Source organism: Mycobacterium malmoense, from assembly GCF_019645855.1.
Lineage (GTDB): Bacteria > Actinomycetota > Actinomycetes > Mycobacteriales > Mycobacteriaceae > Mycobacterium > Mycobacterium malmoense.
Genome location: NZ_CP080999.1, coordinates 4,492,717 through 4,516,913 on the forward strand (window position 1 = coordinate 4,492,717; position 24,197 = coordinate 4,516,913).

At 70.3% G+C, this 24,197-nt stretch carries 25 protein-coding genes and 1 pseudogene; 14 read left to right on the plus strand and 12 right to left on the minus strand.

Annotated features, from left to right (window positions below; genetic code table 11):
• Positions 1–390: 390 nt before the first annotated feature.
• Entirely contained in the window at positions 391–1,992 is a 1,602-nt protein-coding gene (gene fadD8 / locus K3U93_RS20625) for a fatty-acid--CoA ligase FadD8 (RefSeq protein ID WP_071512111.1), read from the plus strand.
• A gap of 81 nt (positions 1,993–2,073) precedes the next feature.
• Here the strand turns inward: fadD8 and K3U93_RS20630 are convergent, their stop codons facing one another.
• Positions 2,074–2,622, minus strand: coding sequence for a TetR/AcrR family transcriptional regulator (locus K3U93_RS20630; protein ID WP_071512110.1), 549 nt, complete (start codon positions 2,620–2,622; stop codon positions 2,074–2,076).
• Positions 2,623–2,713: 91 nt separating this feature from the next.
• Here K3U93_RS20630 and K3U93_RS20635 point away from each other — a divergent pair, with 91 nt between their 5' ends.
• From K3U93_RS20635 to K3U93_RS20680, 10 genes and pseudogenes are all read left to right on the plus strand, one after another.
• Positions 2,714–3,667: an aldo/keto reductase gene (locus tag K3U93_RS20635; protein ID WP_083011891.1), complete on the plus strand. Its 954-nt coding sequence runs from the start codon at positions 2,714–2,716 to the stop codon at positions 3,665–3,667.
• A gap of 14 nt (positions 3,668–3,681) precedes the next feature.
• A complete protein-coding gene (locus K3U93_RS20640) occupies positions 3,682–4,137 on the plus strand; it encodes a nitroreductase family deazaflavin-dependent oxidoreductase (protein WP_071512108.1) in 456 nt (151 codons plus the stop codon).
• Positions 4,134–5,036 (plus strand): 1,4-dihydroxy-2-naphthoyl-CoA synthase, encoded by a 903-nt coding sequence (locus K3U93_RS20645; RefSeq protein WP_083011888.1) that lies wholly within the window; start codon positions 4,134–4,136, stop codon positions 5,034–5,036. Before K3U93_RS20640 ends, K3U93_RS20645 begins: the two co-directional genes overlap by 4 nt.
• A 105-nt stretch (positions 5,037–5,141) precedes the next feature.
• Positions 5,142–6,035: an SDR family oxidoreductase gene (locus K3U93_RS20650; RefSeq protein WP_083011885.1), complete on the plus strand. Its 894-nt coding sequence runs from the start codon at positions 5,142–5,144 to the stop codon at positions 6,033–6,035.
• 70 nt (positions 6,036–6,105) lie between these two features.
• Positions 6,106–6,513 carry a VOC family protein gene (locus K3U93_RS20655; protein ID WP_071512105.1) on the plus strand — a complete coding sequence of 136 codons (408 nt, stop codon included), beginning with the start codon at positions 6,106–6,108 and terminating at the stop codon, positions 6,511–6,513.
• Between the two features lie 97 nt (positions 6,514–6,610).
• Positions 6,611–7,847 (plus strand): annotated as a pseudogene (locus K3U93_RS20660) (inorganic phosphate transporter); the annotation flags it as partial.
• A gap of 13 nt (positions 7,848–7,860) precedes the next feature.
• On the plus strand, positions 7,861–8,151 hold the full coding sequence (locus K3U93_RS20665) for a hypothetical protein (RefSeq protein ID WP_071512103.1): 291 nt from the start codon (positions 7,861–7,863) through the stop codon (positions 8,149–8,151).
• A 51-nt stretch (positions 8,152–8,202) separates the two neighbouring features.
• Positions 8,203–8,505 carry a DUF3349 domain-containing protein gene (locus K3U93_RS20670; RefSeq protein ID WP_071512102.1) on the plus strand — a complete coding sequence of 101 codons (303 nt, stop codon included), beginning with the start codon at positions 8,203–8,205 and terminating at the stop codon, positions 8,503–8,505.
• Positions 8,506–8,573: 68 nt separating this feature from the next.
• Positions 8,574–9,650 (plus strand): o-succinylbenzoate--CoA ligase, encoded by a 1,077-nt coding sequence (gene menE, locus K3U93_RS20675; protein WP_230981705.1) that lies wholly within the window; start codon positions 8,574–8,576, stop codon positions 9,648–9,650.
• Between the two features lie 11 nt (positions 9,651–9,661).
• A complete protein-coding gene (locus K3U93_RS20680; RefSeq protein ID WP_071512100.1) occupies positions 9,662–11,014 on the plus strand; it encodes a hypothetical protein in 1,353 nt (450 codons plus the stop codon).
• Positions 11,015–11,107: 93 nt separating this feature from the next.
• On the opposite strand, the gene K3U93_RS20685 is transcribed toward K3U93_RS20680, so the two are convergent.
• Genes K3U93_RS20685 through K3U93_RS20695 form a run of 3 tightly spaced genes read right to left on the minus strand, consistent with a single transcriptional unit; the run spans position 11,108 to position 14,077 of the window.
• Positions 11,108–11,770 carry a TIGR04282 family arsenosugar biosynthesis glycosyltransferase gene (locus K3U93_RS20685; protein ID WP_083011880.1) on the minus strand — a complete coding sequence of 221 codons (663 nt, stop codon included), beginning with the start codon at positions 11,768–11,770 and terminating at the stop codon, positions 11,108–11,110.
• On the minus strand, positions 11,767–12,447 hold the full coding sequence (locus K3U93_RS20690; RefSeq protein ID WP_230981505.1) for a glycosyltransferase family 2 protein: 681 nt from the start codon (positions 12,445–12,447) through the stop codon (positions 11,767–11,769). The genes K3U93_RS20685 and K3U93_RS20690 overlap by 4 nt, the downstream gene beginning before the upstream one ends.
• Positions 12,422–14,077, minus strand: a complete 1,656-nt coding sequence (locus K3U93_RS20695) for a DUF7159 family protein (RefSeq protein WP_220688559.1) — start codon at positions 14,075–14,077, stop codon at positions 12,422–12,424. The genes K3U93_RS20690 and K3U93_RS20695 overlap by 26 nt, the downstream gene beginning before the upstream one ends.
• A 254-nt stretch (positions 14,078–14,331) precedes the next feature.
• Between K3U93_RS20695 and K3U93_RS20700 the strand changes: the two genes are divergently transcribed.
• Positions 14,332–15,963: a DUF7937 domain-containing protein gene (locus K3U93_RS20700; protein WP_230981706.1), complete on the plus strand. Its 1,632-nt coding sequence runs from the start codon at positions 14,332–14,334 to the stop codon at positions 15,961–15,963.
• Between the two features lie 6 nt (positions 15,964–15,969).
• Here the strand turns inward: K3U93_RS20700 and K3U93_RS20705 are convergent, their stop codons facing one another.
• Together K3U93_RS20705 and K3U93_RS20710 are read right to left on the minus strand one after the other, a co-directional pair.
• A complete protein-coding gene (locus K3U93_RS20705; RefSeq protein WP_071511222.1) occupies positions 15,970–17,016 on the minus strand; it encodes an NAD-dependent epimerase/dehydratase family protein in 1,047 nt (348 codons plus the stop codon).
• Positions 17,013–17,801 (minus strand): S-methyl-5'-thioadenosine phosphorylase, encoded by a 789-nt coding sequence (locus K3U93_RS20710; RefSeq protein ID WP_230981512.1) that lies wholly within the window; start codon positions 17,799–17,801, stop codon positions 17,013–17,015. Before K3U93_RS20710 ends, K3U93_RS20705 begins: the two co-directional genes overlap by 4 nt.
• Positions 17,802–17,874: 73 nt before the next feature.
• Here K3U93_RS20710 and K3U93_RS20715 point away from each other — a divergent pair, with 73 nt between their 5' ends.
• Entirely contained in the window at positions 17,875–18,747 is an 873-nt protein-coding gene (locus K3U93_RS20715; RefSeq protein ID WP_071511220.1) for a 1,4-dihydroxy-2-naphthoate polyprenyltransferase, read from the plus strand.
• Between the two features lie 9 nt (positions 18,748–18,756).
• Here K3U93_RS20715 and K3U93_RS20720 read toward each other — a convergent pair whose 3' ends face one another.
• The 3 genes from K3U93_RS20720 to K3U93_RS20730 form a co-directional block, all read right to left on the minus strand.
• Positions 18,757–19,335, minus strand: a complete 579-nt coding sequence (locus K3U93_RS20720) for a Clp protease N-terminal domain-containing protein (RefSeq protein WP_071511219.1) — start codon at positions 19,333–19,335, stop codon at positions 18,757–18,759.
• A gap of 3 nt (positions 19,336–19,338) precedes the next feature.
• Positions 19,339–19,566: a helix-turn-helix domain-containing protein gene (locus K3U93_RS20725; RefSeq protein ID WP_071511254.1), complete on the minus strand. Its 228-nt coding sequence runs from the start codon at positions 19,564–19,566 to the stop codon at positions 19,339–19,341.
• A 137-nt stretch (positions 19,567–19,703) separates the two neighbouring features.
• Entirely contained in the window at positions 19,704–20,030 is a 327-nt protein-coding gene (locus K3U93_RS20730; protein ID WP_071511218.1) for a DUF4229 domain-containing protein, read from the minus strand.
• 46 nt (positions 20,031–20,076) lie between these two features.
• Here K3U93_RS20730 and K3U93_RS20735 point away from each other — a divergent pair, with 46 nt between their 5' ends.
• Positions 20,077–20,238, plus strand: a complete 162-nt coding sequence (locus K3U93_RS20735; protein WP_139796803.1) for a hypothetical protein — start codon at positions 20,077–20,079, stop codon at positions 20,236–20,238.
• Between the two features lie 2 nt (positions 20,239–20,240).
• Here the strand turns inward: K3U93_RS20735 and K3U93_RS20740 are convergent, their stop codons facing one another.
• The 3 genes from K3U93_RS20740 to K3U93_RS20750 are packed head-to-tail and all read right to left on the minus strand — an operon-like array spanning position 20,241 to position 24,088.
• Complete coding sequence (locus K3U93_RS20740; protein WP_176219900.1) at positions 20,241–21,515, minus strand: MinD/ParA family ATP-binding protein; 1,275 nt, start codon at positions 21,513–21,515, stop codon at positions 20,241–20,243.
• A gap of 33 nt (positions 21,516–21,548) precedes the next feature.
• The gene (gene ccsB / locus K3U93_RS20745; RefSeq protein ID WP_071511217.1) at positions 21,549–22,526 is read right to left on the minus strand and encodes a c-type cytochrome biogenesis protein CcsB; all 978 of its coding nucleotides are present in this window, start codon (positions 22,524–22,526) and stop codon (positions 21,549–21,551) included.
• Positions 22,523–24,088: a cytochrome c biogenesis protein ResB gene (locus tag K3U93_RS20750; RefSeq protein ID WP_083009934.1), complete on the minus strand. Its 1,566-nt coding sequence runs from the start codon at positions 24,086–24,088 to the stop codon at positions 22,523–22,525. Before K3U93_RS20750 ends, ccsB begins: the two co-directional genes overlap by 4 nt.
• Positions 24,089–24,197 lie beyond the last annotated feature (109 nt).

The following is a 24,197-nucleotide window of genomic DNA, read 5'->3' on the forward strand; positions in this document are numbered from 1 at the left end:
TGACCCGGCAAGCTCGCGGGTGGGTTTGGCGTCCCGGGTTCGCGACGTGACGGGATTCTCCGGCCAACGCGGGGGGCCGCCGAATTCGGTGGATCATAAGTGGCCGAGGTTGCGAGCGGTCTGGTCGGTACGTTCGTCGGGGGGTTGTGACCAGACGCCGCTGGCGCCGAGCCTGCGCTGGTGGCATCGAGTCTGCGTCCACGGCTGGCTTTTCGCCTCGGGCGCCGCAACCACCGCAGTCTCGGCGCCCCAGCGAACAGCGCTCCCGCACTCCGAACCCCTAGAAACGAGACTTGGGGGTTTGGGCCAGAGCAAAATATGGTCCCGGCGATCTGGGGGTGGCCGAGGGCGCGGCCGACGTGAATTGCAACACGTTCTAGTCTTGGCGTCATGAGTGACGAGCTGCTGCGCAACCCGACCCATAACGGCCACATGTTGGTGGGCGCGCTCAAACGCCACAAGAACAAGCCGGTGCTCTTCCTCGGCGACACCACCCTGACCGGCGGCCAGATGGCCGACCGGATCAGCCAGTACATTCAGGCGTTCGAGGCGCTGGGTGCGGGCACCGGGGCCGCGGTCGGCCTGCTGTCGCTGAACCGTCCCGAGGTGCTGATGATCATCGGCGCCGGCCAGACCCAGGGCTATCGGCGCACCGCTTTGCACCCGCTCGGTTCGCTGGACGATCACGCCTACGTGCTCAACGACGCCGGCATCAGCTCGCTGATCATCGACCCCAATCCGATGTTCGTCGAGCGTGCGCTGGGCCTGCTGGAAAAGGTGCCGTCGCTCAAGCAGATCCTGACCATCGGTCCGGTGCCCCAGGCGCTCAACGGTGTTGCCGTCGACCTGTCGGCCGAGGCCGACAACTACGAGCCGCGGCCGCTAGCGGCTGCCGACCTGCCGCCGGACCAGGTCATCGGGTTGACCTACACCGGCGGCACCACCGGCAAGCCCAAGGGCGTGATGGGAACCGCGCAGTCGATCTCCACCATGACGATGATCCAACTCGCGGAATGGGAATGGCCCGACGAACCGCGGTTCTTGATGATCACGCCGCTGTCCCATGCCGGGGCCGCCTATTTCCTGCCGACGTTGGTCAAGGGCGGCGAAATGTATGTGCTGCCCAAGTTCGACCCCGCCGAAGTCCTGAAAACCATTGAAGAGAAACGGATTACGGCCACGTTCGTGGTGCCGTCGATGCTGTACGCGCTGCTGGACCACCCGGATTCGCACACCCGCGACCTGTCGTCGCTAGAGACGGTCTATTACGGCGCCTCGGCGATCAACCCGGTGCGGCTGGCCGAGGCGATCCGCCGGTTCGGCAAGATCTTCGCCCAGAACTACGGTCAGTCCGAGGCCCCGATGGCCATCACCTACCTGGCCAAGGGCGACCACGACGACACGCGGCTCACGTCGTGCGGGCGCCCGACGCTGTTCGCGCGGGTGGCGCTGCTCGGCGAGGACGGCAAGCCGGTGCCGCAGGGCGAGCCGGGCGAAATCTGCGTCAGCGGGCCGCTGTTGGCCGGCGGCTATTGGAACCTGCCGGAGGAGACCGCCAAGACCTTTAAAGACGGCTGGCTGCACACCGGCGACATGGCCCGCGAGGACTCCGACGGCTTCTACTACATCGTCGACCGGGTCAAGGACATGATCGTCACCGGCGGCTTCAACGTGTTCCCGCGGGAGGTCGAGGACGTGGTCGCCGAGCACGCGGCCGTCGCGCAGGTGTGCGTGGTGGGGGCGCCGGACGAGAAGTGGGGCGAGGCCGTCACCGCGGTGGTCGTGCTGCGCGCCGACGCGGCCAGCGACGACTCCGCGATCGAGGCCATGACCGCCGAGATCCAGGCCGCGGTCAAGGAACGCAAGGGCTCGGTGCAGTCGCCCAAGCGGGTGGTGGTCGTCGACTCGCTGCCGTTGACCGGGCTGGGCAAGCCCGACAAGAAGGCCGTGCGGGCGCGGTTCTGGGAGGGCGCCGGCCGCGCGGTCGGCTAGGTCCGGCCGCCGAACGTCACGCTGGCGTGGCGCCCGACGCTCACGGTCACTCTGGCGTGACGCTCGGCAGGGGCGACAAGTTTAGCGAGCCACGCCGGCCACCAGCAGGTCGAGCATGCGACCCGTCTGCTCCGGCGAACCGCTGGCCAAAAAGATGCCGATCAGGCTGGACACCACGTCGTCGGCTTGCACGTCGGGGCGCAGGCCGCCGTCGTCGGCGCCGGCCCGCAACAGCATGTCAACGGCACCGACGATGCTGTCGCGGGTCTGGCTGGGCTCCATGGCGCCGGAGTCGAAGATCGCGTGCAACGACTCGGCCATCCCGCGCTTGGCGGCCACGAAGCTGGCGTAGCGGTCCATCCAGCGTCGCAGCGCCGCTTTGGGCGGGTGCCGCTTGAGCAGCTGTTCGGCCGCCGCGGCCACCTCGGCGAGCTCGGCCCGGTAGATCGCCTCGACGAGGGCCTCCCGGCTCGGGAAGTGGCGGTAGAGCGTGCCGATCCCGACGCCGGCGTCGCGCGCGATCGACTCCAGCGACACCGGCCGCCCCTCGGCGGTGGCGAACGCCGCGGTTGCCACCTGAAGTAGCTTGTCGCGGTTCCGGCGCGCGTCGGACCGGATTGGCTCGGCCAAAGCGGAGGATCCTCCGTTTCTGCTAGGGTGGACCAAGCGGAGGATCCTCCGCATTTCTCTAGTGTGTCACGAGTCCTACCGAGGGAGCACCATGACGGACCAACCACAGCCCGGCGGCGTCGGCGGCATCGGCACTACGAGGGTTGCCCGCGTCGGCTACGGCGCGATGCAACTGTTCGAGGCGATATCACCCGAGGACGCCGTCGCACTGCTGCGTCGCGCGGTCGAACTCGGCGTCAACCACATCGACACCGCGTCGTTTTACGGCCCCGGCGAGGTGAATCGCCGGATCCGCGAGGCGCTGGCCCCCCACGGCTCGCCCTACCCTGAAGACCTCGTCATCGTCAGCAAGGTCGGTGCGCGATACACCGGCGAACAACCGATACCCCTGGCCGCGGCGCAAAGGCCCGCCGAGCTGCGCGGCGCCGTCGAAGACGACCTGCGCCAGCTCGGCCTCGACTGCGTTCCGGTGGTCAATTTGCGGCGCCTCGACCTCGGGCCCGGATTGCAAGCCGAGGGCGACCAGATCGTGGACCTTGACGACCAGCTGGCCGAGATGATCGCCCTGCGCGACGAGGGCAAGATCGGCGCCATCGGCATCAGCAGTGTGCCGCTCGACGTGCTGCGGCGGGCGCTGTCCGCGGGAATCGTCTGCGTGCAGAACGCCTACAGCCTGCTCGACCGCTCGCAGGAAGAGATGCTCGACGTTTGCACCAACGAGGGCATCGCCTGGGTACCGTTCTTCCCGCTGGGATCGTCGTTCCCCGGTTTCCCCAAGGTCGCCGACAACGCGGTGGTGGCCCAGATCGCCGGGGAGCTGGGCGTGACGGGCGCCCAAGTCGGCTTGGCGTGGCTGTTGGCCCATGCGCCCAACATGTTGCTGATTCCGGGCACGCGGTCGATCGACCACCTCGAGGAGAACGTCGGCGCGGCGAACCTTTCGTTGGATGCCGACGCGCTCGCGCGGCTGGACGCCGTCACCGCGCCGGGGGGCGGCCCACAGCTCCATGGCACCGAACCCTTTCTGGAGGCGCCGACCGCCTGACTACTGTGGCAGGCATGGCAAACGCTGACGGTCTCAAGCCGCCCTGGTGGCTGAAACCGGCGAACAAGCTCTTCATCCAGCTGTCCCGGCTCGGCCTGAGCTTCGGCGGCGAAAGCCCGGTGGTGTTGACCGTGGCGGGCCGCAAGTCCGGGACTCCCCGGTCGACGCCGGTGACCCCGATGACGGTCGACGGCAAACGGTACGTCGTCGGCGGTTTCCCGGGGGCGGATTGGATCCGAAACGTCCGCGCCGCAGGCGAAGTCACGCTCAGGCGCGGCCGCACACAAGAGCGGGTGCGCATGGTGGAGTTGTCCGCCGACGACGCGCGGCCGTTCCTGCGGGCCTTCCCGACCGAGGTACCCACCGGCGTCGGTTTCATGAAGCGGTCCGGGTTGGTCGAGGAGGGACGCCCCGACGAATTCGAGGCGTTGGCCGGCGTCTGCCCGGTCTTCCGCGTGGATCCGCTGTGAGCGACAACCCCTTTGATGCGCGGGCCTGGCGGCCCGTCGACGGGTTCGGCGACCTGACCGACATCACCTACCACCGCCACGTCGACGACGCCACGGTGCGGGTGGCGTTCGACCGGCCCGAGGTGCGCAACGCGTTCCGTCCGCACACCGTCGACGAGCTGTACCGCGCTTTGGACCACGCCCGGATGTCCCCCGACGTGGGCGTGGTGCTGCTGACCGGCAACGGCCCGTCGCCGAAGGACGGCGGCTGGGCGTTCTGCTCGGGCGGCGACCAACGCATTCGCGGCCGGTCCGGCTATCAGTACGCGAGCGGGGACACCGCGGACACCGTTGACGCGGCCCGCGCCGGCCGGCTGCACATCCTCGAGGTGCAGCGGCTGATCCGGTTCATGCCCAAGGTGGTCATCTGCCTGGTCAACGGGTGGGCCGCCGGCGGCGGGCACAGCCTGCACGTGGTCTGCGACCTCACCCTGGCCAGCCGCGAGCACGCCCGCTTCAAGCAGACCGACGCCGACGTCGGCAGCTTCGACGGCGGCTACGGCAGCGCCTATCTGGCCCGCCAGGTGGGCCAGAAGTTCGCCCGCGAGGTCTTCTTCCTGGGCCGCCCGTATACCGCCGAGCAGATGCACCACATGGGCGCGGTCAACGAGGTCGTCGAGCACGCCGAGCTGGAAAGGGTTGGCATCGAGTGGGCGGCGGCGATCAACGCCAAATCGCCTCAGGCGCAACGGATGCTGAAGTACGCGTTCAACCTGCTCGACGACGGGCTGGTGGGCCAGCAGCTGTTCGCCGGCGAGGCCACCCGGCTGGCGTACATGACCGACGAGGCCGTCGAGGGCCGCGACGCCTTCCTGGAGAAGCGGGCCCCGGACTGGAGCCGTTTCCCCCGGTATTTCTGAGGTCGACTCGCCGAGCGTCACGCTGGCGTGGCTCCCGCGCGCGAGAGCCACGCTGGCGTGACGCTCGGGGCCGGCGGTGGCGGGCGCCGCCTACACTCGCCACCTGTGAGCAAAAGCCCGCTTCGCCGGTTGACCGACCAGATCGTGCTGGCCACCATGCGGCCGCCCATTTCGCCGCAAGTGCTGGTCAACCGGCCCGCGATCAAACCCGTCGACCTCGACGGCAAGCGGATTCTGCTCACCGGCGCGTCGTCGGGCATCGGCGAGGCCGCGGCCGAGCAGCTGGCCCGCCGCGGCGCCACGGTGGTCGTCGTCGCCCGCCGCGGCGACCTGCTCGACGCCCTGGCGGACCGGATCACCAAGGCGGGCGGCACCGCGATAGCGATTCCCTGCGACGTCTCGGACATGGACGCCGTCGACGGGCTGGTCGCCGACGTCGAGAAGCGCATCGGCGGCGTCGACATCCTGATCAACAACGCCGGCCGGTCCATCCGCCGGCCGCTGGCCGAGTCGCTGGAACGCTGGCACGACGTCGAGCGGACCATGGTGCTCAACTACTACGCGCCGCTGCGGCTGATCCGCGGGTTCGCGCCCGCGATGCTCGAGCGCGGCGACGGTCACATCATCAACGTCTCGACGTGGGGCGTGCTGTCGGAGGCATCGCCGCTGTTCGCGGTGTACAACGCGTCGAAGGCGGCGCTGTCGACGGTGAGCCGGGTCGTCGAAACCGAGTGGGGCCGAAAGGGTGTGCATTCGACGACGCTGTACTACCCGCTGGTGGCCACGCCGATGATCGCACCGACCAAGGCCTACGAGGGCATGCCCGCGCTGACGTCGGAAGAGGCCGCCGAGTGGATGGTGACCGCGGCGCGCACCCGGCCGGTGCGGATCGCACCTCGGATGGCGATCGCGGCCAAGGCGCTGGACACCTTCGGGCCCCGCTGGGTCAACGCGCTCATGCAGCGGCAGAACCTCCAGCCCAACCGCGAGGCGGGGTAGCCGCAACCCGGCGCCAACGCTCCGCGGCGGATGCGCGGCGACGCGCCGGGGACGTGATAGACACGACGCTATGGAGATCCTGGCCAGCCGGATGCTTCTCCGGCCGGCTGACTATCAGCGGTCGTTGGGCTTCTACCGCGACCAGCTCGGCATGGCGATAGCCCGCGAATATGGCGCGGGCACAGTATTTTTCGCGGGCCAGTCTTTGCTGGAGTTAGCCGGTTACGGCTCACCGGACCATACCCGTGGACCCTTTCCCGGTGCGCTGTGGCTCCAAGTCCGTGACATCGCGGCCACCCAGGCCGAGCTGGAAGGCCGGGGGGTGCCGATCGCCCGCGAGGCGCGTCGCGAACCATGGGGCCTGCGCGAGATGCACGTGACCGACCCCGATGGAATCACGTTGATTTTCGTCGAGGTGCCGGGGGATCACCCGTTGCGCCGCGACACCCGGGGTGAACGGGGAGGAACGTCCGGTTAACTGAGAGGTAACATCTGGCGACGAGTCAAGGTACACCCGCGTTTCGGCGATGTCTGCGTTCGACAATTTAATCCCACTACCACCAGAATCAGGCGCTGTGAACATCGATTTGTTCCTCTTGATCATTGTCGTAATCACGGCACTCGCTTTCGATTTCACCAATGGCTTCCACGACACGGGGAATGCCATGGCGACCTCGATCGCCAGCGGCGCGCTCAAGCCGAGGACAGCGGTCATCCTGTCGGCGGTGCTGAACCTCGTGGGTGCCTTCCTGTCCACCGCCGTCGCGGCCACCATCGCCAGGGGCCTGATCGACTCGAACCTGGTGACGCTGGAGCTGGTCTTTGCCGGGTTGGTCGGCGGCATCGTGTGGAACCTGATGACCTGGCTCCTCGGCATCCCCTCGAGTTCCTCGCACGCCCTGATCGGGGGCATCGTCGGGGCCACGATCGCTGCGGTCGGCGGGCACGGGGTGATCTGGAAGGGCGTGGTGTCCAAGGTGATCATCCCGGCCATCGTGGCCGCGTTGCTGGCCATCGTCGTCGGCGCGGTGGCCACCTGGCTGGTCTACCGGATCACCCGCGGCGTCCCGGAGAAGCGCACCGAAGGCGGCTTCCGGCGCGGCCAGATCGGCTCGGCGTCGCTGGTCTCGCTGGCGCACGGCACCAACGACGCGCAGAAGACGATGGGCGTGATCTTCCTGGCACTGATGTCCTACGGGTCGGTCAGCAAGACGGCCGCCCTGCCGCCACTATGGGTGATCATGAGTTGCGCGTTGGCGATGGCGTTGGGTACCTACCTCGGCGGTTGGCGAGTCATCCGGACCCTGGGCAAGGGCCTGGTGGAGATCAAGTCGCCGCAAGGCATGGCGGCCGAAACGTCGTCGGCTGCCGTCATCTTGTTGTCCGCCCACTTCGGGTACGCGTTGTCCACGACACAGGTCGCGACCGGGTCTGTGCTGGGCAGCGGCGTGGGTAAGCCCGGGGCCGAGGTGCGCTGGGGCGTGGCGGGCCGGATGGCGACCGCATGGCTGGTCACCCTTCCATTGGCCGGGCTCGTCGGGGCGATCACCTACTGGATCGTTCACCTGATCGGCGGGTACCCCGGTGCGATCGTCGGCTTCTCGCTGTTGGTCGCGGTCTCCGCCGTCATCTACATGCGGTCACGCCGGGCGCCCATCGACCACACCAACGTCAACGCGGAATGGGAAGGCAGCCTGACGGCCGGGCTCGAGGCTTCGGGAGACCATAAAAAGCCACCCTCCGATACCGGCCCTGAGATGGCCACCGCTGCCCCATCGGACCTCGGTGGTTCCGACGACGACACCGTCAGCGCGCGGAACGCCTCATGAACGCCTGGTTCAACTACGAGGCCAGCCTGAAGATCCTGGTCTTCAGCCTGTTGGCAGGGGCGGCGCTCCCGGCTCTGTTCGCACTCGGGGTTCGCCTGCAGGCGGCCGGCGCCGGAGACATCAGCACCGACCACGCCGCACCACATCGCAACCCGGTGCTGCTGGCGATCGCCTGGGCGATCTACGCGCTGGTTCTGGCGGTAGTCATCGTCGGGGTGCTGTATATCGCCCGGGACTTCATCGCACATCACACGGGGTATCCGTTCATGGGCGCTAAACCCAAGTAGCATCGAATCGTCGTCCACCCATGCCGAGCCCCCGCACGGGAGTGATAGCAAGTGAACCGATTCCTGAGTTCGGTCGTCTCGTGGTTGCGCGCGGGGTATCCGGAAGGCGTTCCGCCGACCGACACCTTCGCGGTGCTCGCTCTGCTGACCCGCCGATTGACCAATGACGAAATCAAAGCCGTGGCCAACGAACTGATGCAGCGCGGCGAATTCGACAACATCGACATCGGGGTGGCGATCACCCAGATCACCGACGAGTTGCCGTCACAGGAGGACGTCGAGCGGGTGCGGGCGCGATTGGCCGCCAAGGGCTGGCCGTTCGACGAGCCCCGCGACGCCGAGGATCACGCATAGCCGTCCTGCGCGCGCTCGGCGTCGTATCGGGCTCCGCCGTCCCGTGGCTGATGCCCGCGCTGGAACGGGTGCTGGAGGGCCGTGATCCCGCGCTGGTCGCGGTGCCGGCCGGCGACGACCGCGTGCTGGGCGCGTTGCGCGTGGGTTCCGAAATCGACGACGACGTGGCCCTGGTGGCCGTAACGTCGGGAACCACCGCTGCGCCCAAGGGTGCCCTGCTGACCGCCGCCGCCCTGACCGCCAGCGCGTCGGCCACCCACGACCGTCTCGGCGGGCCGGGCAGCTGGCTGCTGGCCCTGCCGCCGTATCACATCGCCGGCCTGCAGGTGCTGGTCCGCAGCGTGCTCGCCGGCTCGGCGCCCGTCGAGCTGGACGTCAGTGCGGGCTTCGACGTCGCCGAATTGCCCGGCGCGGTACGGCGATTGGGCTCGGGTCGGCGATACACGTCGCTGGTCGCCGCCCAGCTGGCCAAGGCGCTCGCCGACCCGGCGGCCGCGGGCGCGCTCGCCGAACTGGACGCGGTGCTCCTCGGCGGGGGACCGGCTCCGCGGCCCGTCGTCGACGCCGCCGCGGCGGCGGGCATCGCGGTGGTCCGCACCTACGGGATGAGCGAGACCGCCGGGGGCTGCGTTTACGACGGCCTCCCGCTGGACGGGGTGCGACTGCGGGTGTCCGACGACGGGCGCGTCGTCATCGGCGGCGCGACGCTGGCCAAGGGCTACCGCAACCCGGTCGATCCCGACCCGTTCGCCGAACCGGGGTGGTTTCGCACCGACGACCTGGGCGCCCTCGACGCCGCGGGGGTGCTGAGGGTACTGGGCCGCGCCGACGACGCGATCAGCACCGGCGGGTTGACGGTGCTGCCGCAGCCGGTCGAGGCCGCGCTGCGCGGCCACCCCGCCGTCGCCGACTGTGCGGTTTTCGGTGTTGTCGACGACCGGCTGGGGCAGCGGGTGGTCGCGGCGGTCGTGGTGGCCGACGGTTGGCGGGCGCCGACGCTGGAGGCGCTGCGGGCCCACGTCGCGCGCACCTTGGACGCCACCGACGCGCCGCGCGAGCTGCACGTCGTCGACGAGCTGCCGCGCCGCGGCATCGGCAAGGTCGACCGGAGGGCGTTGGTGCGCCAGTTCGGCGGCGGTCAATAGGCTGACCGACCGTGAGGATTGCGCGACGGGAGGCGCTGGCCGTCGCCGGCGCCGTTGCCCTGGTGGCAGCGGCGTTCGTGCTGCCGCGGTTGCACTGGGGCGTCCGGCCGCGGCTCGACGTCGGCCCGGAGCGGTTCGCCACGCACGCCGGGGCCGCACCGATCTTCGGTGTGTGGGAGATTCACGCCGGCTGGGGAACCGGGCCGGCGATTCTCGTCGCCGTGGCCGCTGTGGTGTGGGGACCGGCCGTCGCACAACGTCTTTCGTGGCGGGCGCTGACGCTGGGCACCTGGGCCACCGCCTGTGGTTGGGCGTTTGCGCTGGCGATGATCGACGGCTGGCAGCGTGGCTTCGCCGGACGATTGACCACCAGGGACGAGTATTTGTCGCAGGTGCCGACCATCACCGACATTCCGGCCGCGGTGCGGACGTTCTCCAGCCGGATTGTCGACTACCAGCCGAACTCCTGGGTCACCCACGTCTCCGGGCACCCGCCGGGTGCGCTGCTGACGTTCGTCTGGCTGGACCGGGTCGGCCTGCACGGCGGCGCCTGGGCCGGGCTGCTGTGCCTGCTGGCCGGTTCCAGCGCGGCGGCGGCCGCGGTGATCGCCGTGCGTGCGCTGGCCGACGAGCGGACCGCGCGCCGGGCCGCGCCGTTCGTCGCCGTAGCGCCGACGGCGATCTGGGTCGCCGTTTCGGCCGACGGGTACTTCGCCGGGGTGGCGGCGTGGGGCCTCGCGCTGTTGGCCGTGGCGGTGCGCCGCGGCGTTCGGTTCCCGGCCCTGGTGGCGGCCGGCGCCGGCCTGCTGCTGGGCTGGAGCGTCTTTCTCAACTACGGCCTGATCCTGCTCGGGTTGCCGGCATTGGCGGTGCTGGTGTCCGCCTCCGATTGGCGAGCGGTGCTGCGGGCACTCGGCCCGGCGGCGCTGGCCGCGGTGGCGGTGGCGGTAACCTTCGCCGTCGCGGGGTTTTACTGGTTCGACGGCTATACCCTTGTGCAGCAACGCTATTGGCAGGGGATCGCCAAGGACCGGCCATTTGCGTATTGGGGCTGGGCCAACCTGGCGTGCGTGGTGTGCGCGATCGGATTGGGCAGCGTGGCCGGAATCGGCCGGGTTTTCGGGCTGGCCGCGATCCGTCGCCGCTCCGGCTTCCACCTGCTGCTGTTGGCGATGCTGGCGGCCATCGCCTGCGCGGACTTGAGCATGCTGAGCAAGGCCGAGGTGGAGCGGATCTGGCTGCCGTTCACCGTCTGGCTTACCGCGGCGCCGGCGCTGTTGCCGGCGCGCTCACACCGCGTGTGGTTGGCGCTCAACGCCGCCGGGGCGCTGCTGGTGAACAGCGTCATCGTCACGAACTGGTGAGCGAGCCTGCGCGCTCGTCTCGTCTCGTCGAGACTGTAATTCTGCAGGCCCGCACTCGCACTTTGTCTGCTGATTTACAGGCTCGGCGATGACTCAGAGCCCGGCCGCGCGCGTGACCCGCGCGAAGCGGCTGGCGGGCCGGCACGCGTCGCGCACCGTCGCGACGTCGTCGACGACGTCGACGTCGGCCAGCCGTTGCACCGATCTCACGCCAATACCATTGCCGCGCAAGGCCTTCAACGTGAGTTCCCCGGTATCGGGTTGGGACATCGGAATGGCGCGCAGGCATTCGGCCATCGTCGGCGTCTCCACCCCCAGCGCCCACCAACCGCCGTCGTAGGCCAGGCCGAGCACGGCCGGCGCGTCGAGCAGCTGGCGCGCGCAATCCGTCAGCAGTTCGGCGGTTACCTGCGGGGTGTCCATCCCGATTTGCAGCACCGGATACGTGTCGGCCGAGTCGGCGTGGGCGTTGGCGAGCCGGTCGGCGAGGCCGTCACCGCGCTGCGGAATCACGGTGAAGGACTCCAGCCGGTGCCGGATCTCGGCGGCACCCGCGGCCGCGTCCAGATCGCCGGCGAGGGCCACCATCCGCGCCGCCACCGGCGCGGCGGCGACCGCGTCCAGCGTGTCCAGCAGCGCCGCGGCGGCGATGTCGGCGGCGACCCGGTCACCGACCGTCACCGCCAGCCGCGTCTTGGCCCGGCCCGGTTCCGGCGCCTTGGCGACGACCAGCAGGGTCACCGGCAGGACGCTCACGACATCGCCTTCCAGAAGTCGACGATCGCGGTGATGCTGCCGCGCAGCGAACCGCTGACCTTCGATTTGCCGCCCGTGCGCGGACCGTAGCTGACGTCGAGCTCGACTACGCGCCAGCCCGCGGCCGCGGCCCGGACAAGCAGTTCCAGCGGGTAGCCCGACCGTCGGTCGACGATGCCCAGGTTCAGCAGCGCCTCCCGCCGGGCAACGCGCATCGGGGCGATGTCGTGCACCGGCAGGCCGTGCCGGGTGCGCAGCCGCCGGCTCATCGCCACGGTGCCGAGCCGGGCGACCCAGGGCCAATGCAGCCCGGGCACCGGCCGGCGCCGCCCGATCACGAGGTCGGCGCCCCGGTTGAGCGCGGCGACCAGCCGGGGCAAGTCACCGGGGTCCAGCGAGCCGTCGGCGTCGATGACCGCCACGATCGGGGTGGTCGCGGCGACCACGCCCGTGTGCACCGCCGATCCGTACCCAGGCCGCGGTTCGGCGACCACCCGGGCGCCGTGACGGGATGCGACGCCCGCGGTGTCGTCGGTGCTGTTGTTGTCGACCACCAGCGCCCGGTAGCCGGCGGGGACGGCCGCAAGCACCGCCGGCAGCGCCTCCTCCTCGTTGAGGCAGGGCAGTATCACCGTGACCGGGACGTTGCGCTCAGAACCCGTGATGACCCCCGCCACCGTGTGGTTGCTGCGGGATCATCGGCTGCTCTGAATGCGTCGGGGGCGCGGTCTGCTGAGTTTGTGTGTGCGTCGGTGGCGCCTGGGTCGTGGGAGGCGCGTATGTCGTCGTCGGAGGCACATATGTCGTGGTGGGCGGCGCATGCGTGGTCGTGGGAGGCGAGTAGGTGGTCGTCGGGGGCGAATACGTGGTGGTCGGAGGCGAATACGTCGTCGTCGGGGGCGAATACGTCGTGGTCGGAGGCGAATACGTCGTCGTCGGGGGCGAATACGTCGTGGTGGGAGGCGTGTACGGGGTCGTCGGCGCCGTCGGGGGTGGGTACGGGTTTGGGTAGGGGTTGGGATACGGGTTGGGCGGGTGCCAGCCGGGGAACGGAACGATGATCGGAACCGGGATGGGCACATTCGGGTTCGGGTTGGGCACGAAACCGGGTGTGCCCGGCGTTTCCGGCCCGACCGGGGCCGGCGGCGTCCCACCCACGGCGGGCGGCGGTGCCTGTTGCGGGACCGAGCCCCCGCTCGCTGGAGCCGGAACGGTGCCGCCCTGGAATCCGGCATTGGGCGCATCGGGCGGGGGCGGGGGCACCGGTGCCTGCTGCTGCGTCGGCAACAGCGGCATGAACTTGCCCGGGGCGGCGTTCTGGTGTCCCACCACCGGCTGTTGACTCGTGGTCGGCCGGATGGCGATGGCCACCGCGGCGGCCAGCGACGCAAAGCCGATGACCGCGAACGCGATAACGGCATTGCCCAGCACCAATGACCGTCTGCTGAGCGGCACTCGGCTTGTCGCGGCCTCGTCGTACCCATCGGATTCGGGGCCGAACTCGTCCGCCCCGAGCGGCTCGCCCTCGCCGGCCATCGAGTAGGCCAGCTGCGGTTCCTCGGCGGCCGGCTCGGCCGCCGGCGCGAACGCGGTCTCGTCCCCGGTGGGCCCAGCCGCCGGCGCCATCGCCGTCGCATCGCCGGCCGCGGACGCCGCCAGCGGCGCGGCCGCCATCGCGGCGCCGCGGGCCAGCGCAAAGGTGGGGTCATCGGCAATCTGCACCCGCATGGTGGACGCGTCGCGAAGCTGGTCGGCGACCCCGGTGAGGTCCGAAGACGCGCCCACCAGGTAGACATCCGTCGGGGCGCCGGGCTGTTCACCGAGCCTAGCCAGCATCGTGTCCAACGCGGCGGTGGCGTCGGCGCCCGAGCCGCCCACGAGGGACCCCCTGGCCAGCATGGTCGGCGCCGCGTCCGGGTCCCCGGCCGAACCCACCACCGACAGGGTCGCCGTCTCGTCGTCAACCACCAGCACGCCGCCGACCCGCCCCGCCGCACGCATCAGCGCCGTCACCGCCTGCGACTCCGACAGCACCGCGACGTCGCGGACGCCGGAATCCTCCAGCGCCCGGCGGAGCTGATCGGCCTTCGGATGGTCGGACCAGCACAGCCGGGTGGCGACCAGCTGGTGGTTCTCGCCGGCCAAGAGCCGACTCGTCCCGGCCACGGTCTCGGTCAGTTTGTCGATCGGGTCGTCAGCGACGTCGACGACGGATTGGTCGATCACGTCGGCACCCCGTGCGCCCGGCCCGACGAGCGCCAAGCGGGCGACGGGCCCCGTGACCGCAACCCCCAAAACGACGTCCATCCCGGCTCTCCTTCGGCTGGCTACCCCACGACCAGCATGTCCCGGCATCATTACACTGCGACACCGTCACTCGTTCGGGCGTTCCCCGGCCACTGCCGCGCCGCCCGAACGGAGATTATGTTTCCAAGTAAGCACAGCGGTCGGCCCGGCAGGGGGTTGCCCCGGCCCGGAACCGGCGCTGCGCCACCAATGACCGTCCTCGATACCTGGGGGGAACCGTGAGCCAGAGCAGCGACGACGCGCCCACCGGCCCCATCCGCGGGCACACGCGGCAGGCGCCCCCCGGCCCACGGACCGCGGCCCGGGTGCCCACGCGGCGGTGGAACATCGCCGGCGACCTGATCGCGGCGGCCCTGCTCGTCATCGCGCTGGCGTTGCCCTGGAACCTGTATTTCGGTGTCGGAATCCCGGGCAGCGACGAGACCCTGTGGGCGGTGCTGTTCGCGGTGACACTGCTGTCGCTCGTTTCGATCGCTGTGGCCGGCTCGTGGAGGTCGTCGAGCGCGCGGTTCAACCCCAGGCTGGCCGGCCTGCTTCGGCTGGGACTCAACGTCCCCTATGTGCTGCTGGTGCTCGCCTTCGTGGGGTTCGACGCGGTCGAAACGGTCCGATTCGGCGGCACCGTGAACGTGCCGGGTGGTGTCGGGCCGGGGGCCTGGCTGGGGATCGCCGGCTGCCTATTGGGCGCGCAGGCGCCGATCACCGGTCCGGCGGCAGCGGACGACACGCGCGGGTCCGCCCGGGTCATCGGCTACGCCTCGATGTTGGGTGCCGCGCTGAGCTTCGGTTTCAACCTGTACTGGCGGGTGAGGTACGCGCTGCACGGCGCCGGCGGTTCGGCCGACTTCGGCAAGCAGAACGTCGCGGTCATCGCGACCGCGGTGGTGTACGGCGTGGTGGCGCTGGTCACCGTTTTCGTTGGGTCGAGGTGGCTCCTGCGCGGCGCCAGGGCGACGCGGCTGGCGACCGTGGCGCTCGGCGCGTCGACGCTGGTCGCCGGGATCCTCGTGTGGAGCCTTCCCGTCGGCCGTGACATCGACGCATTCCACGGCATCGCGCAGAACACGTCGACGGCCGGGATCGGGTTCGAGGGTTACCTGGCGTGGGCTGCGGCCGCGGCGGTGTTCGCGCCACGAACCCTGTGGGCCCGGCGGGACCCGTCGGCCACCGAGAAGAACGCGTGGCGCGCGGCGGCCCGAAATGGCTTGCTGCTCATCATCGTATGGTGCCTGGGGTCGGCGATCATGCGGATCACCGACTTGGCCGTCGCCGTCAGCCTGGACTACCCGTTCTCGCGATACGACAGCCTGGTGCTGGCGGCGTTCGATCTGGCCACCGCGGTCCTTGCGATCTGGCTGCGCATCAACCTGGGCGACGACTCGGTCTCCGCGAGGCTGATCTCGTCGCTGTGCGGACTGGTTGCCACGCTGAGCATCTCGCGCGTCGTGGTGGGCGTCGCGCTGGCGCCGCGGTTCGCGGAATCGCCGAATTCCCCGGCGCAGAACCCGGTCTACGGAAACGACCTCGCCCAGCAGATCACCAGCACCTTCGACGTCGCGCTGTGCGGGCTGGCGCTGTGCATTCTCGCGGCGGCGGTCGTCACCGGTCACCTCAGCGGTCGGCGCCCGCAAAAGCGCCGTGCCGTTCCGGCGACCGCCCGCCCGCGCCCCGCCGCGCCGAAGACCCGTGTCCGGGTGGGTGGCACTGCCCCGCCGTCGGCGGCGGCGACGACGCGCATCCCGACCGGCGAGCCACCCACCGGCGTGCTGCCCCGGCCGGCCGGTTCGCCGCGGATCTTCCGCGGCCCGGAAGATGGGGACTCCGCCACGCGGCGGATCCCGGTCCACAAGCCCAGGATCTTCCGCCCCCCGCACGACCCGGCGTAGAACGAGTTAACGCAAAGGGGAGAAAGCGAATTCGCGCAAGCCCTCGCGCGGGTCGACGGCCGCGCGGAAGCCCAACGCCTCGGCGGCCCGGGTGGGATCGGCGACGATATGGCGCACGTCACCGCCGCGGTACTGGCCGGTGATCACCGGGGCGGCCGAACCGTCACGCGCGTCGCACAGCGCGGTGGCCACCTCCAGGATCGAGATGGGCCGCCCGGAACAGACATTGAACGCCGAGAAGCCCACACGCTCGGCCGCTGACGAGACAGCCGACACGGCGGCGAGGTTGGCCGCGGCCACGTCGTCGACGTGGACGAAGTCACGCATCTGACCACCGTCCTCGAAAACCCTTGGCGGCTCGCCCTTTTCCAGTGCCGAGCGGAAGATCGCCGCCACCCCGGAGTACGGGGTGTCGCGCGGCATCCCGGGACCGTAGACGTTGTGGTAGCGCAGCGCCACCACCGAGCCGCCGGTCGCCTCCGACCACGCCAGCGCGTAATGCTCCTGCGCGGTCTTGCTGGCGGCATACAGGCTGCGCGGCCGCAGGGCGGCGTCTTCGCCGACCGGCAGCCACGTCACGTCGAGCCCGCAGAAGGGGCAGCGGTGCTCGAAGGCACCGGCGTCCAGGTCGGCGCGCCGCCGCGGCCTCGGGTCGACCGGCCCGTGGTCGGGGCAGGCGTAGCGGCCCTGCCCGTACACCACCATCGACGACGCCAGCACCAACCGGCGCACCCCGGCGGCGAACATCCGGGCCAGCAACACCGCGGTGCCGAAATCGTTGTGGCCGCCGTAGGCCGGCGCGTCGGCGGCGTCCACGCCGGCACCCACCATCGCCGCCTGGTGACACACCACGTCCACACCGTCCAACAGCGGGTCCAGCGCGTCGCCGTCGCGGACGTCGACCTTCCGGCATCCCTTGGGTAACAACGGGTTTGGGCCGTGCGCGGCGGGCAGCAAGGCGTCGACGGCGACCACGTCGTGACCGCCCGCCCGCAGCGCCGCGTGCACCCGCGACCCGATGAAGCCGGCCGCGCCCGTCAACAACACCCTCATGGCAGCTCCACCGGCAACGTGACACCGGTGTGCGGCTGGCAGTGTGTGCAGGCGCGCTCGACGGCGACCCGGCCGATCGCCGCGCGCACCAGCCTTTTGAACGGCTCGATGTTCTTCTCGAATTGGGCGAACACCTCGGCGGCCTTCACCCCCTCGCCGGCCCCGACACCGGCGTCCAGATCGGTCACCAAAGCGATTGCCGCATAGCATATTTCGAGTTCCCGAGCCAGCACCGCCTCGGGATAGCCGGTCATGTTGACCAGGCCGAACCCGGCGGAGGCGAACCAGCGGCTTTCGGCCCGGGTGGAAAAGCGCGGCCCCTGGATCACCACCATGGTGCCGCCGTCGACCACGTCGGGCAGACCGGTGACGGCGGCCCGCAAGGTCGGGCAGTACGGGTCGGCGAAGTCGACGTGGATGGCGCCGGAGTCAAAGTAGGTGTCGGGACGGCCGTTGGTGCGGTCGACCAGCTGGTCGGGCACGACGACGGCGCCCGGACCGTTGTCCGGGTTCAGGCTGCCGACGGCGCACGGGCCGAAAACCCGCCGGACGCCGAGCTTGCGCAATGCCCACATGTTGGCCCGATAGGGCACGGTGTGCGCCGAGAATTCGTGCCTGGCGCCGTGACGGGGCAGGAACGCCACTTCGTGCTGGCCGACGGTGCCCACCGTGACCGCGGCGCTGGGCCGGCCGTACGGGGTGTCCACGTCGACGTCGCGGGCTTTGCTTCCAAAAGGCGGCTCGAAGAACGTGTAGAAGCCGCTGCCGCCGATGACTCCGAGCATCCGCCCATTGTTGTGCATAGCTTTCGGGTGATCGGTTGGGTGGGCCTTGGCTGCGTCCTGGCAGGATGCATGCGTGGCCAGTTTTGCGCAGTGGGTCTCGGGTGCGCGGCCGCGGACGCTGCCCAACGCGGTGGCGCCGGTCGTCGCAGGCACCGGCGCCGCGGCGTGGCTGCACTCCGCGGTGTGGTGGAAGGCGCTGCTGGCGCTGGCCGTGGCGGTCGCGCTGATCATCGGCGTCAACTACGCCAACGACTACTCCGACGGCATCCGCGGCACCGACGACGACCGGGCCGGCCCGGTGCGGCTGGTGGGCTCGCGGCTGGCGACCCCGCGCTCGGTGCTGACGGCGGCGGTGACCAGCCTGTCGGTCGGCGCGGCGGCCGGGCTGGCGCTGGCGCTGCTTAGCGCGCCGTGGCTGATCGCGGTCGGCGCCGCCTGCATCGCCGGGGCCTGGCTGTACACCGGCGGGTCAAAGCCCTACGGCTACGCGGGTTTTGGCGAGGTCGCGGTGTTCGTGTTCTTCGGCCTGGTCGCCGTGCTCGGCACCGAGTACACCCAGGCGCTGCGGGTGGACTGGGTGGGGCTGGCGCTGGCGGTGTCGGTCGGGGCGCTCTCGTCGTCGGTGCTGGTGGCCAACAACCTGCGGGACATCCCGACCGACGCGCGGTCGCGCAAGATCACGCTGGCGGTGCGGCTGGGTGACGCCCGCACCCGGACCCTGTACCAGGCGCTGCTGGCGACCGCCGGAGTCCTGACCCTGGTGCTCATGGCGGCGACGCCGTGGTGCGCCGCGGGGTTGGTGGCCACCCCGCTGGCCCTGCGCGCCGCGGGTCCGGTGCGATCCGGCCGCGGCGGGCCCGAGCTGATCCCGGTGCTGCGCGACACCGGGCTAGCGATGGCGGTGTGGGCGACCGCGGTGGCGGCCGCGTTGGCGCTGGCCCGCTGACCGCGCGCCTCAGGCGGCCCTGTCCAGCAGCGCGAGGATCGCGGGCCGCAACTGCGCGGTGTCGACGTGTTCGGCGATCAGGTCGTTGGCCTCCTTGTCGCCGCCGCGCATAATGCCCAGCATCAGGTGCTCGCAGCCGATCTCGTTGTCCTTGTGGGCCAACGCTTCTCGCACCGCCAGCTCGAGGGACTTCTTCGCGGCACGGGTGAAGGGGACATGCCCGCGCCTGCGGCGACGGCGGCCGGACCGAGGTAATGCGTTGTCGAACACGTCGGCGCCGAAGGTGCGTGCCACGCTGTCGCGGACCGCCCGCAGGTCGATGCCGATGGCCCGCAGCGCCTCGGCGTCCTCGTCGAACGACTCGTCGGGCGCCTGAGAAGCGGCCCCGGCGGCCTCGATCAGGCGGGCCCGCACCGCGTCGGCGGTCAGCCCGTAGCCACCCAGCGCGGCGGACAAGTCGTTTCCGGCCGCCTGCAGAACCCCGAGCAGCATGTGCTGCGCACCGATTTCGCGGGTCCCCAGCTCGCGCGCCTCCTCCTGGGCAAGCACGATGGCCACTCGGGCGTGACGGGTGAAACGCTCGAACATGCGTCATCTCCTCCGGTTGTACTTCTGGTGCACGGCCTGCCGGCTCACCCCAAGCGCTTCGGCGATGGCCTGCCAACTCCAGCCCTGCTCGCGGGCGTTGGCGACGTGGACGGCCTCCAAACGCTCCTGCAATCGCTGCAGCGCACGCACCGCGCGCAACCCAACCGCCGGGTCGGCGTTGGCCGCCGCGTGCGCGGCCGATACCCCCGACAGGTCGGTCAGCTCATCCATGAGTGTCAACATAGCTTGACACCCGGGCGCGCGTCAAGAAACGTTGACACACATTCTGTGCGCTCGCGAGCGTGACGTGGCTGCGAAAAATCGCGCCGGATTTCGCAGTGGCGTCACGCTCGCGGCGCGGGGCGAGCTCAGTCCCGGTCCTCGCCGCGCAGCCGGGCTTGCAGCGCTTCGCGTTCCCGGCGCCGACGCGCGCCGGCCATCGCAAGCGAGGCGGTCGCGCGCCGGCGCAGCGGGCCGAACAGCCAGATGCCCAAAGGCATCGCGATGATCAGAGCGAACAACACGGCCACCACGATGGGGAACTGGGCGACCCCCAGCAATCGCGCGATCCCGTAGATCACGCCGCTGAGCACCACCGCCAGCAGCAGCCGGGCCGCCGCGTAAAGCAAAACGTCGACGGCTGCGTGATTTCCCGCGCGCTCCCCGGTGCTGTTGTCGCTAGGTCCTTCTGACACAGCTCGAGCCTACGGCGCGGGTATATTCGCCCAAAGGAGGTGTTGAGTGCTCTACCTGCTGATCGTCCTGATCCTGGGGACGCTGATCTACGTCGGCTGGCGTGCGGCACGGTCGCAGACCAACCGGCCGAAGACGCGCGTTATCGGACCCGACGACGATCCAGAGTTCCTGCGGCGGTTAGGCCACGACGACAACAACCCTCGCTGAACTCAGACCAGGCCCGGGTTGCGCTGATCTCCGGGGAACCCGTCGGCGACAACGGCCGCCAGCTCGACGAGCGCTTCGCGGGTGGGCCGCTTCAACCGGTCAAGATCGATTTCGGCGCCCTCCTCGAGATGAGGATCGAACGGCACCAGCCGCACCGCCCGGCAACGGCGCGAGAAGTGGTCGATCACCTTGTTCATGTCGACCTTGCCGGTCCGTGACCGCACCGCGTTGATGACGGCGACCGAATTGCGGACCTTCTCTTCGTGGCCGTGCGCGTCCAGCCAGTCCAGCGTCGCCGAGGCGCTGCGGGCTCCGTCGATGGAGGCCGAGCTGACCACGACCAGGACATCGGCCCTGTCCAGCACCGACGACATCACCGAATGCAACAGCCCGGGACCGCAGTCGCTGAGCACCAGCCCGTAGAACCGCTCCAGGATTTCCAGCGTGCGGGCGTAGTCGTCGGCGCTGAACGCGTCCGAGACGGCCGGATCGCTTTCCGACGCCAGCACTTCCAGCCCGCTCGGGCCCTTCGAGGTGTACCGGCGGACGTCGCTGTAGCGCTCGACGGCTCCGGCGTCATGCAGCAGCTGACGCACCGTCGCCGCCGTCTCCAGCGGGATCTTTTGGCTCAGGGTGCCGCGGTCGGGGTTGGCGTCGACGGCCACCACGCGATCGCCGCGGATGGCGGCGAAGGTGGACCCCAGCGTCGCGGCGATCGTGGTTTTGCCGACACCACCCTTCAACGACAGCAACGCGATCCGATAGGAACCCCGCAGGGGCCGGTTGACCTGAGCCACCAGGTTGTTGTGGCGGGCGGCCCGGGGGCTTTCGCCCAAGTTGATCAGGTGACCGGACAGCTCGTAGAGCAACCGGCGCCAGCCCTCCGACGGCGGCGGTTTGACCGGTCGCAACAGCATGCCGGTGGACAGCTCCGGATAGGGCGTGTGCGGCAGGGGCTCGGGGCGGTACGGGGCTGCCGGTGCCCCAGTGGGGGGCGCGTCGGCCGGGCCGCTGTAGTAGGCGCCGAATGCGGTCGGGTCGACGCGCGGGATGCCCGTGACCGGTGTCGAATCCCAGGGCGGCATCCCGCCGGGCGCGGTGGGCGGTGCCGTCTGCCGCCGCTCGGGCCCGGGGACCCGCCGCTCGGTGCGGAATCCCGCGAAGGCGCGGGTCGGCGCTTCGCCCCCCGATTCGGCGGGGTGCTGTTGAGGCGGCGCCTGGATGGTCTGCGGATCGGGCGCCCCCACGCCCGTCGTCGGATGGTCGGACACGTGCACTCCCCCTTGTTGCGTTACTTCGGTTGCTGGCTGTCAGCCCACGCCCGCATAGGAATGCAGGCCCACGGTGACCAGGTTAACGAAGAACAGGTTGAAGACCATGGCCACGAATCCCGCGACGTTGATCCACGCCGCCTTCCTGTCCCGCCATCCCGCGGTCGACCTGGCATGCAGGTAGGCGGCATAGATCACCCACGCGACGAAGGACACCGTCTCCTTGGGGTCCCAGCCCCAATACCTGCCCCAGGCTTCCTCGGCCCAGATGGCGCCGAAGATCACCCCGAAGCCGAATACCGGGAACGCGAAGATGGTGGTGCGGTAGGCGATGCGGTCCAGGGTCTGCGCGTCGGGCAACCGCTGCACCACGCGGGCCAGCGCTCCGCGGGCGTCGGGGTCGCCGAGCCGCGACGTGCGCGCCAGGAACAGGATGCTGGCAATGCCGGCCACCAGAAACACCCCCGAGCCCAGGCTGACCACCGACACGTGAATCGGCAGCCAGTAGGACTGCAGCGCGGGCATCACCGGCGCGGCGTTGGCGTAGAGCCAGCGTCCGGACACCGTGAGCAGGATCAGCACCGGCACCAGCAGGAATACCCACAGCGGACGGTATTGCGGGCGGCGCAACACGATCGCGCCGGCGAGCAGCCCGCACAGGCAGGTCAGGTTGATGAACTCGTACATGTTGCCCCACGGCACCCGCAGGGTGGCCAGCCCGCGCAGCACGATGCTCGTCAGCAGCAGCCCGATGCCCAGGTAGGCCACGGCGAGCCCGCCCCGCCCGACGCGTTCGTCGAAGGGCCGTCCGGCAGCGTCCTCCACGACGCCGGGGGTGGTGCTGTCGGCGGCGACCGAACCGGCCAACACCCGCTCGCGCCGGTCGGCGCGGCGGCCGCCCACGTAGGCCAGCTCGAAGGCCAGCAGCAGCAGGGCTACCACGAGGACCACCACGGCCGAGGTGAACGCCCAGTCGGAATAGCGCGCCAGGCCGAGGTTGACGTGCAGGGTGTTCATGTGACGTCCACCTGAGAACTCCTTCTGGACGCTGGGGGCGTTTGCGCGAGGTCCGCGGTGCCGAGCCCGGCCAGCAGCCGCTCCGTCAACCGCCCGAACTCGTCACCCCAACCGGCGTTGTCGGTGCGCGCCAGGCCGCCCAATTCGACGTTCACCGTACCGGCCGCCTTGCCACTAGCCGGGGTGAGCCTTACCCACACCCGGCGGCGGCGCACCAGCAGCGACACCAGCAGCCCGGCCATCATCGTGATGGCGAAGACCAGCACCCAGGTCTGGCCCGGGTCATGGGAGACCTGCAGGTTGACGAACGGCACGGCCCCGTCGAAGCGGATAGCGGTGCCGTCCCCGGCTAGCCGCACCTGTTGGCCGGCGCGCAGGTTGACCCGCTTCTCCTTGGTCAGCCGGCCCTGTTCGATCAGCCGGGGATCCAGCGTGAACAACGACTGCGGCCGGCCGGTGTCCAGGCCGGTGTCGCCGCGGTAGACGTCGATGGCCACCGCGGGGGCGTTCAGCGCCGGAAAGCGCGACGACAACAGGGTGCCGTCGAGCTGCTCGGTCGGAGCCAGCAGGCCCTGGATCGCGATCTCGTGGTTGCGGCGCTCGGCGGGGCTGGGATAGCTGCCGGCGGGCGGGTCGATGCGCACCACGCCCGACGAGAGCAGGGTCTGCGGGTTGTCGGGTCGCCACTGCACGGTCGACGTGCGGGTCTGCCCGTCCGGGAACGTCACTGTGAAAGTGGGGGCGTAGCCGTGGCCCTGCAGGTACACCCGGTCGCCGCCGACCCGCAGCGGGTGGTTGACCTCCAGCAGGTAGTGCCGCCAGGTGTTGGCGCTCAGGTCGCGGCCGGCTTGATAGTCGATGTCCGCGGCGAACGAGGTGGCCTGGCCCGACGGCAGGTAGTGCGCCTGAAAGTCGTTGACCCGGACGCAGATTGGGTGCAGCGAGGTGCCGTCGACGGTGTTGCCGGCGCGGAACGAGTCGAACGCGGCCGGCGATGCCGAGCAGAAGCCGGGGCTGCCGTCGGCGATGACGATGACGTTGCCCTCGTAGCCGAACAGCTTGCCGACGGCCACCGCGACCAGCAGGCCCAGCAGCGAGAAGTGGAAGACGATGTTGCCGAATTCGCGCAGGTAGCCCTTCTCGGCGGACACCTCGACCGTTTCGCCGTTGCGGCGAATGGCCGTGCGCCAGCCACGCAGCCTTCCGACGATGGTCGTGGCCAGGGTTTCGGGGTCGCCGGCGTGTTCGGCGGTGGCGTGCTTGGGCAGCCGGGCCAGGTTTCGCGGGGCGGCCACCGGGGCGGCGCGCAGGCTGCGGGCGTGCTCGATCATCCGCGGGGTCAGGCAGCCGACCAGGGACACGAACAGCAGCACGTAGATGGCGGTGAACCAGAAGCTGGAGAACACGTCGAAGGCCTGCAGCCGATTCAGCCAGGGCCCGATCACGGGGTGGGCCTTCAGGTAGTCGTCGACCTTGCCGGCGTTGAGGCTGCGCTGCGGCAGCAGCGCGCCGGGGATCGCGCCCAGCGCGAGCAAGAACAGCAGCACCAGCGCGGTGCCCATGGAGGTCAGCGCGCGCCAGGTGTTGCGCGCCCGGCCGCCAAGCGCCGCGAGCAGACGCAGAATCGCACCAAAACGCGCCGTTTTGTGCGATTCTGCGTCTGCTCGCGCG

Excerpts from the sequence above, each read along its gene's own strand:
- fadD8 (WP_071512111.1), top strand. The coding sequence starts at position 391 with ATGAGTGACGAGCTGCTGCGCAACCCGACCCATAACGGCCACATGTTG.
- K3U93_RS20635 (WP_083011891.1), top strand. The coding sequence starts at position 2,714 with ATGACGGACCAACCACAGCCCGGCGGCGTCGGCGGCATCGGCACTACG.
- K3U93_RS20640 (WP_071512108.1), top strand. The coding sequence starts at position 3,682 with ATGGCAAACGCTGACGGTCTCAAGCCGCCCTGGTGGCTGAAACCGGCG.
- K3U93_RS20655 (WP_071512105.1), top strand. The coding sequence starts at position 6,106 with ATGGAGATCCTGGCCAGCCGGATGCTTCTCCGGCCGGCTGACTATCAG.
- K3U93_RS20665 (WP_071512103.1), top strand. The coding sequence starts at position 7,861 with ATGAACGCCTGGTTCAACTACGAGGCCAGCCTGAAGATCCTGGTCTTC.
- K3U93_RS20695 (WP_220688559.1), bottom strand. The coding sequence starts at position 14,077 with ATGGACGTCGTTTTGGGGGTTGCGGTCACGGGGCCCGTCGCCCGCTTG.
- K3U93_RS20705 (WP_071511222.1), bottom strand. The coding sequence starts at position 17,016 with ATGAGGGTGTTGTTGACGGGCGCGGCCGGCTTCATCGGGTCGCGGGTG.
- K3U93_RS20710 (WP_230981512.1), bottom strand. The coding sequence starts at position 17,801 with ATGCTCGGAGTCATCGGCGGCAGCGGCTTCTACACGTTCTTCGAGCCG.
- K3U93_RS20720 (WP_071511219.1), bottom strand. The coding sequence starts at position 19,335 with ATGTTCGAGCGTTTCACCCGTCACGCCCGAGTGGCCATCGTGCTTGCC.
- K3U93_RS20725 (WP_071511254.1), bottom strand. The coding sequence starts at position 19,566 with ATGGATGAGCTGACCGACCTGTCGGGGGTATCGGCCGCGCACGCGGCG.
- ccsB (WP_071511217.1), bottom strand. The coding sequence starts at position 22,526 with ATGAACACCCTGCACGTCAACCTCGGCCTGGCGCGCTATTCCGACTGG.
- K3U93_RS20750 (WP_083009934.1), bottom strand. The coding sequence starts at position 24,088 with ATGGGCACCGCGCTGGTGCTGCTGTTCTTGCTCGCGCTGGGCGCGATC.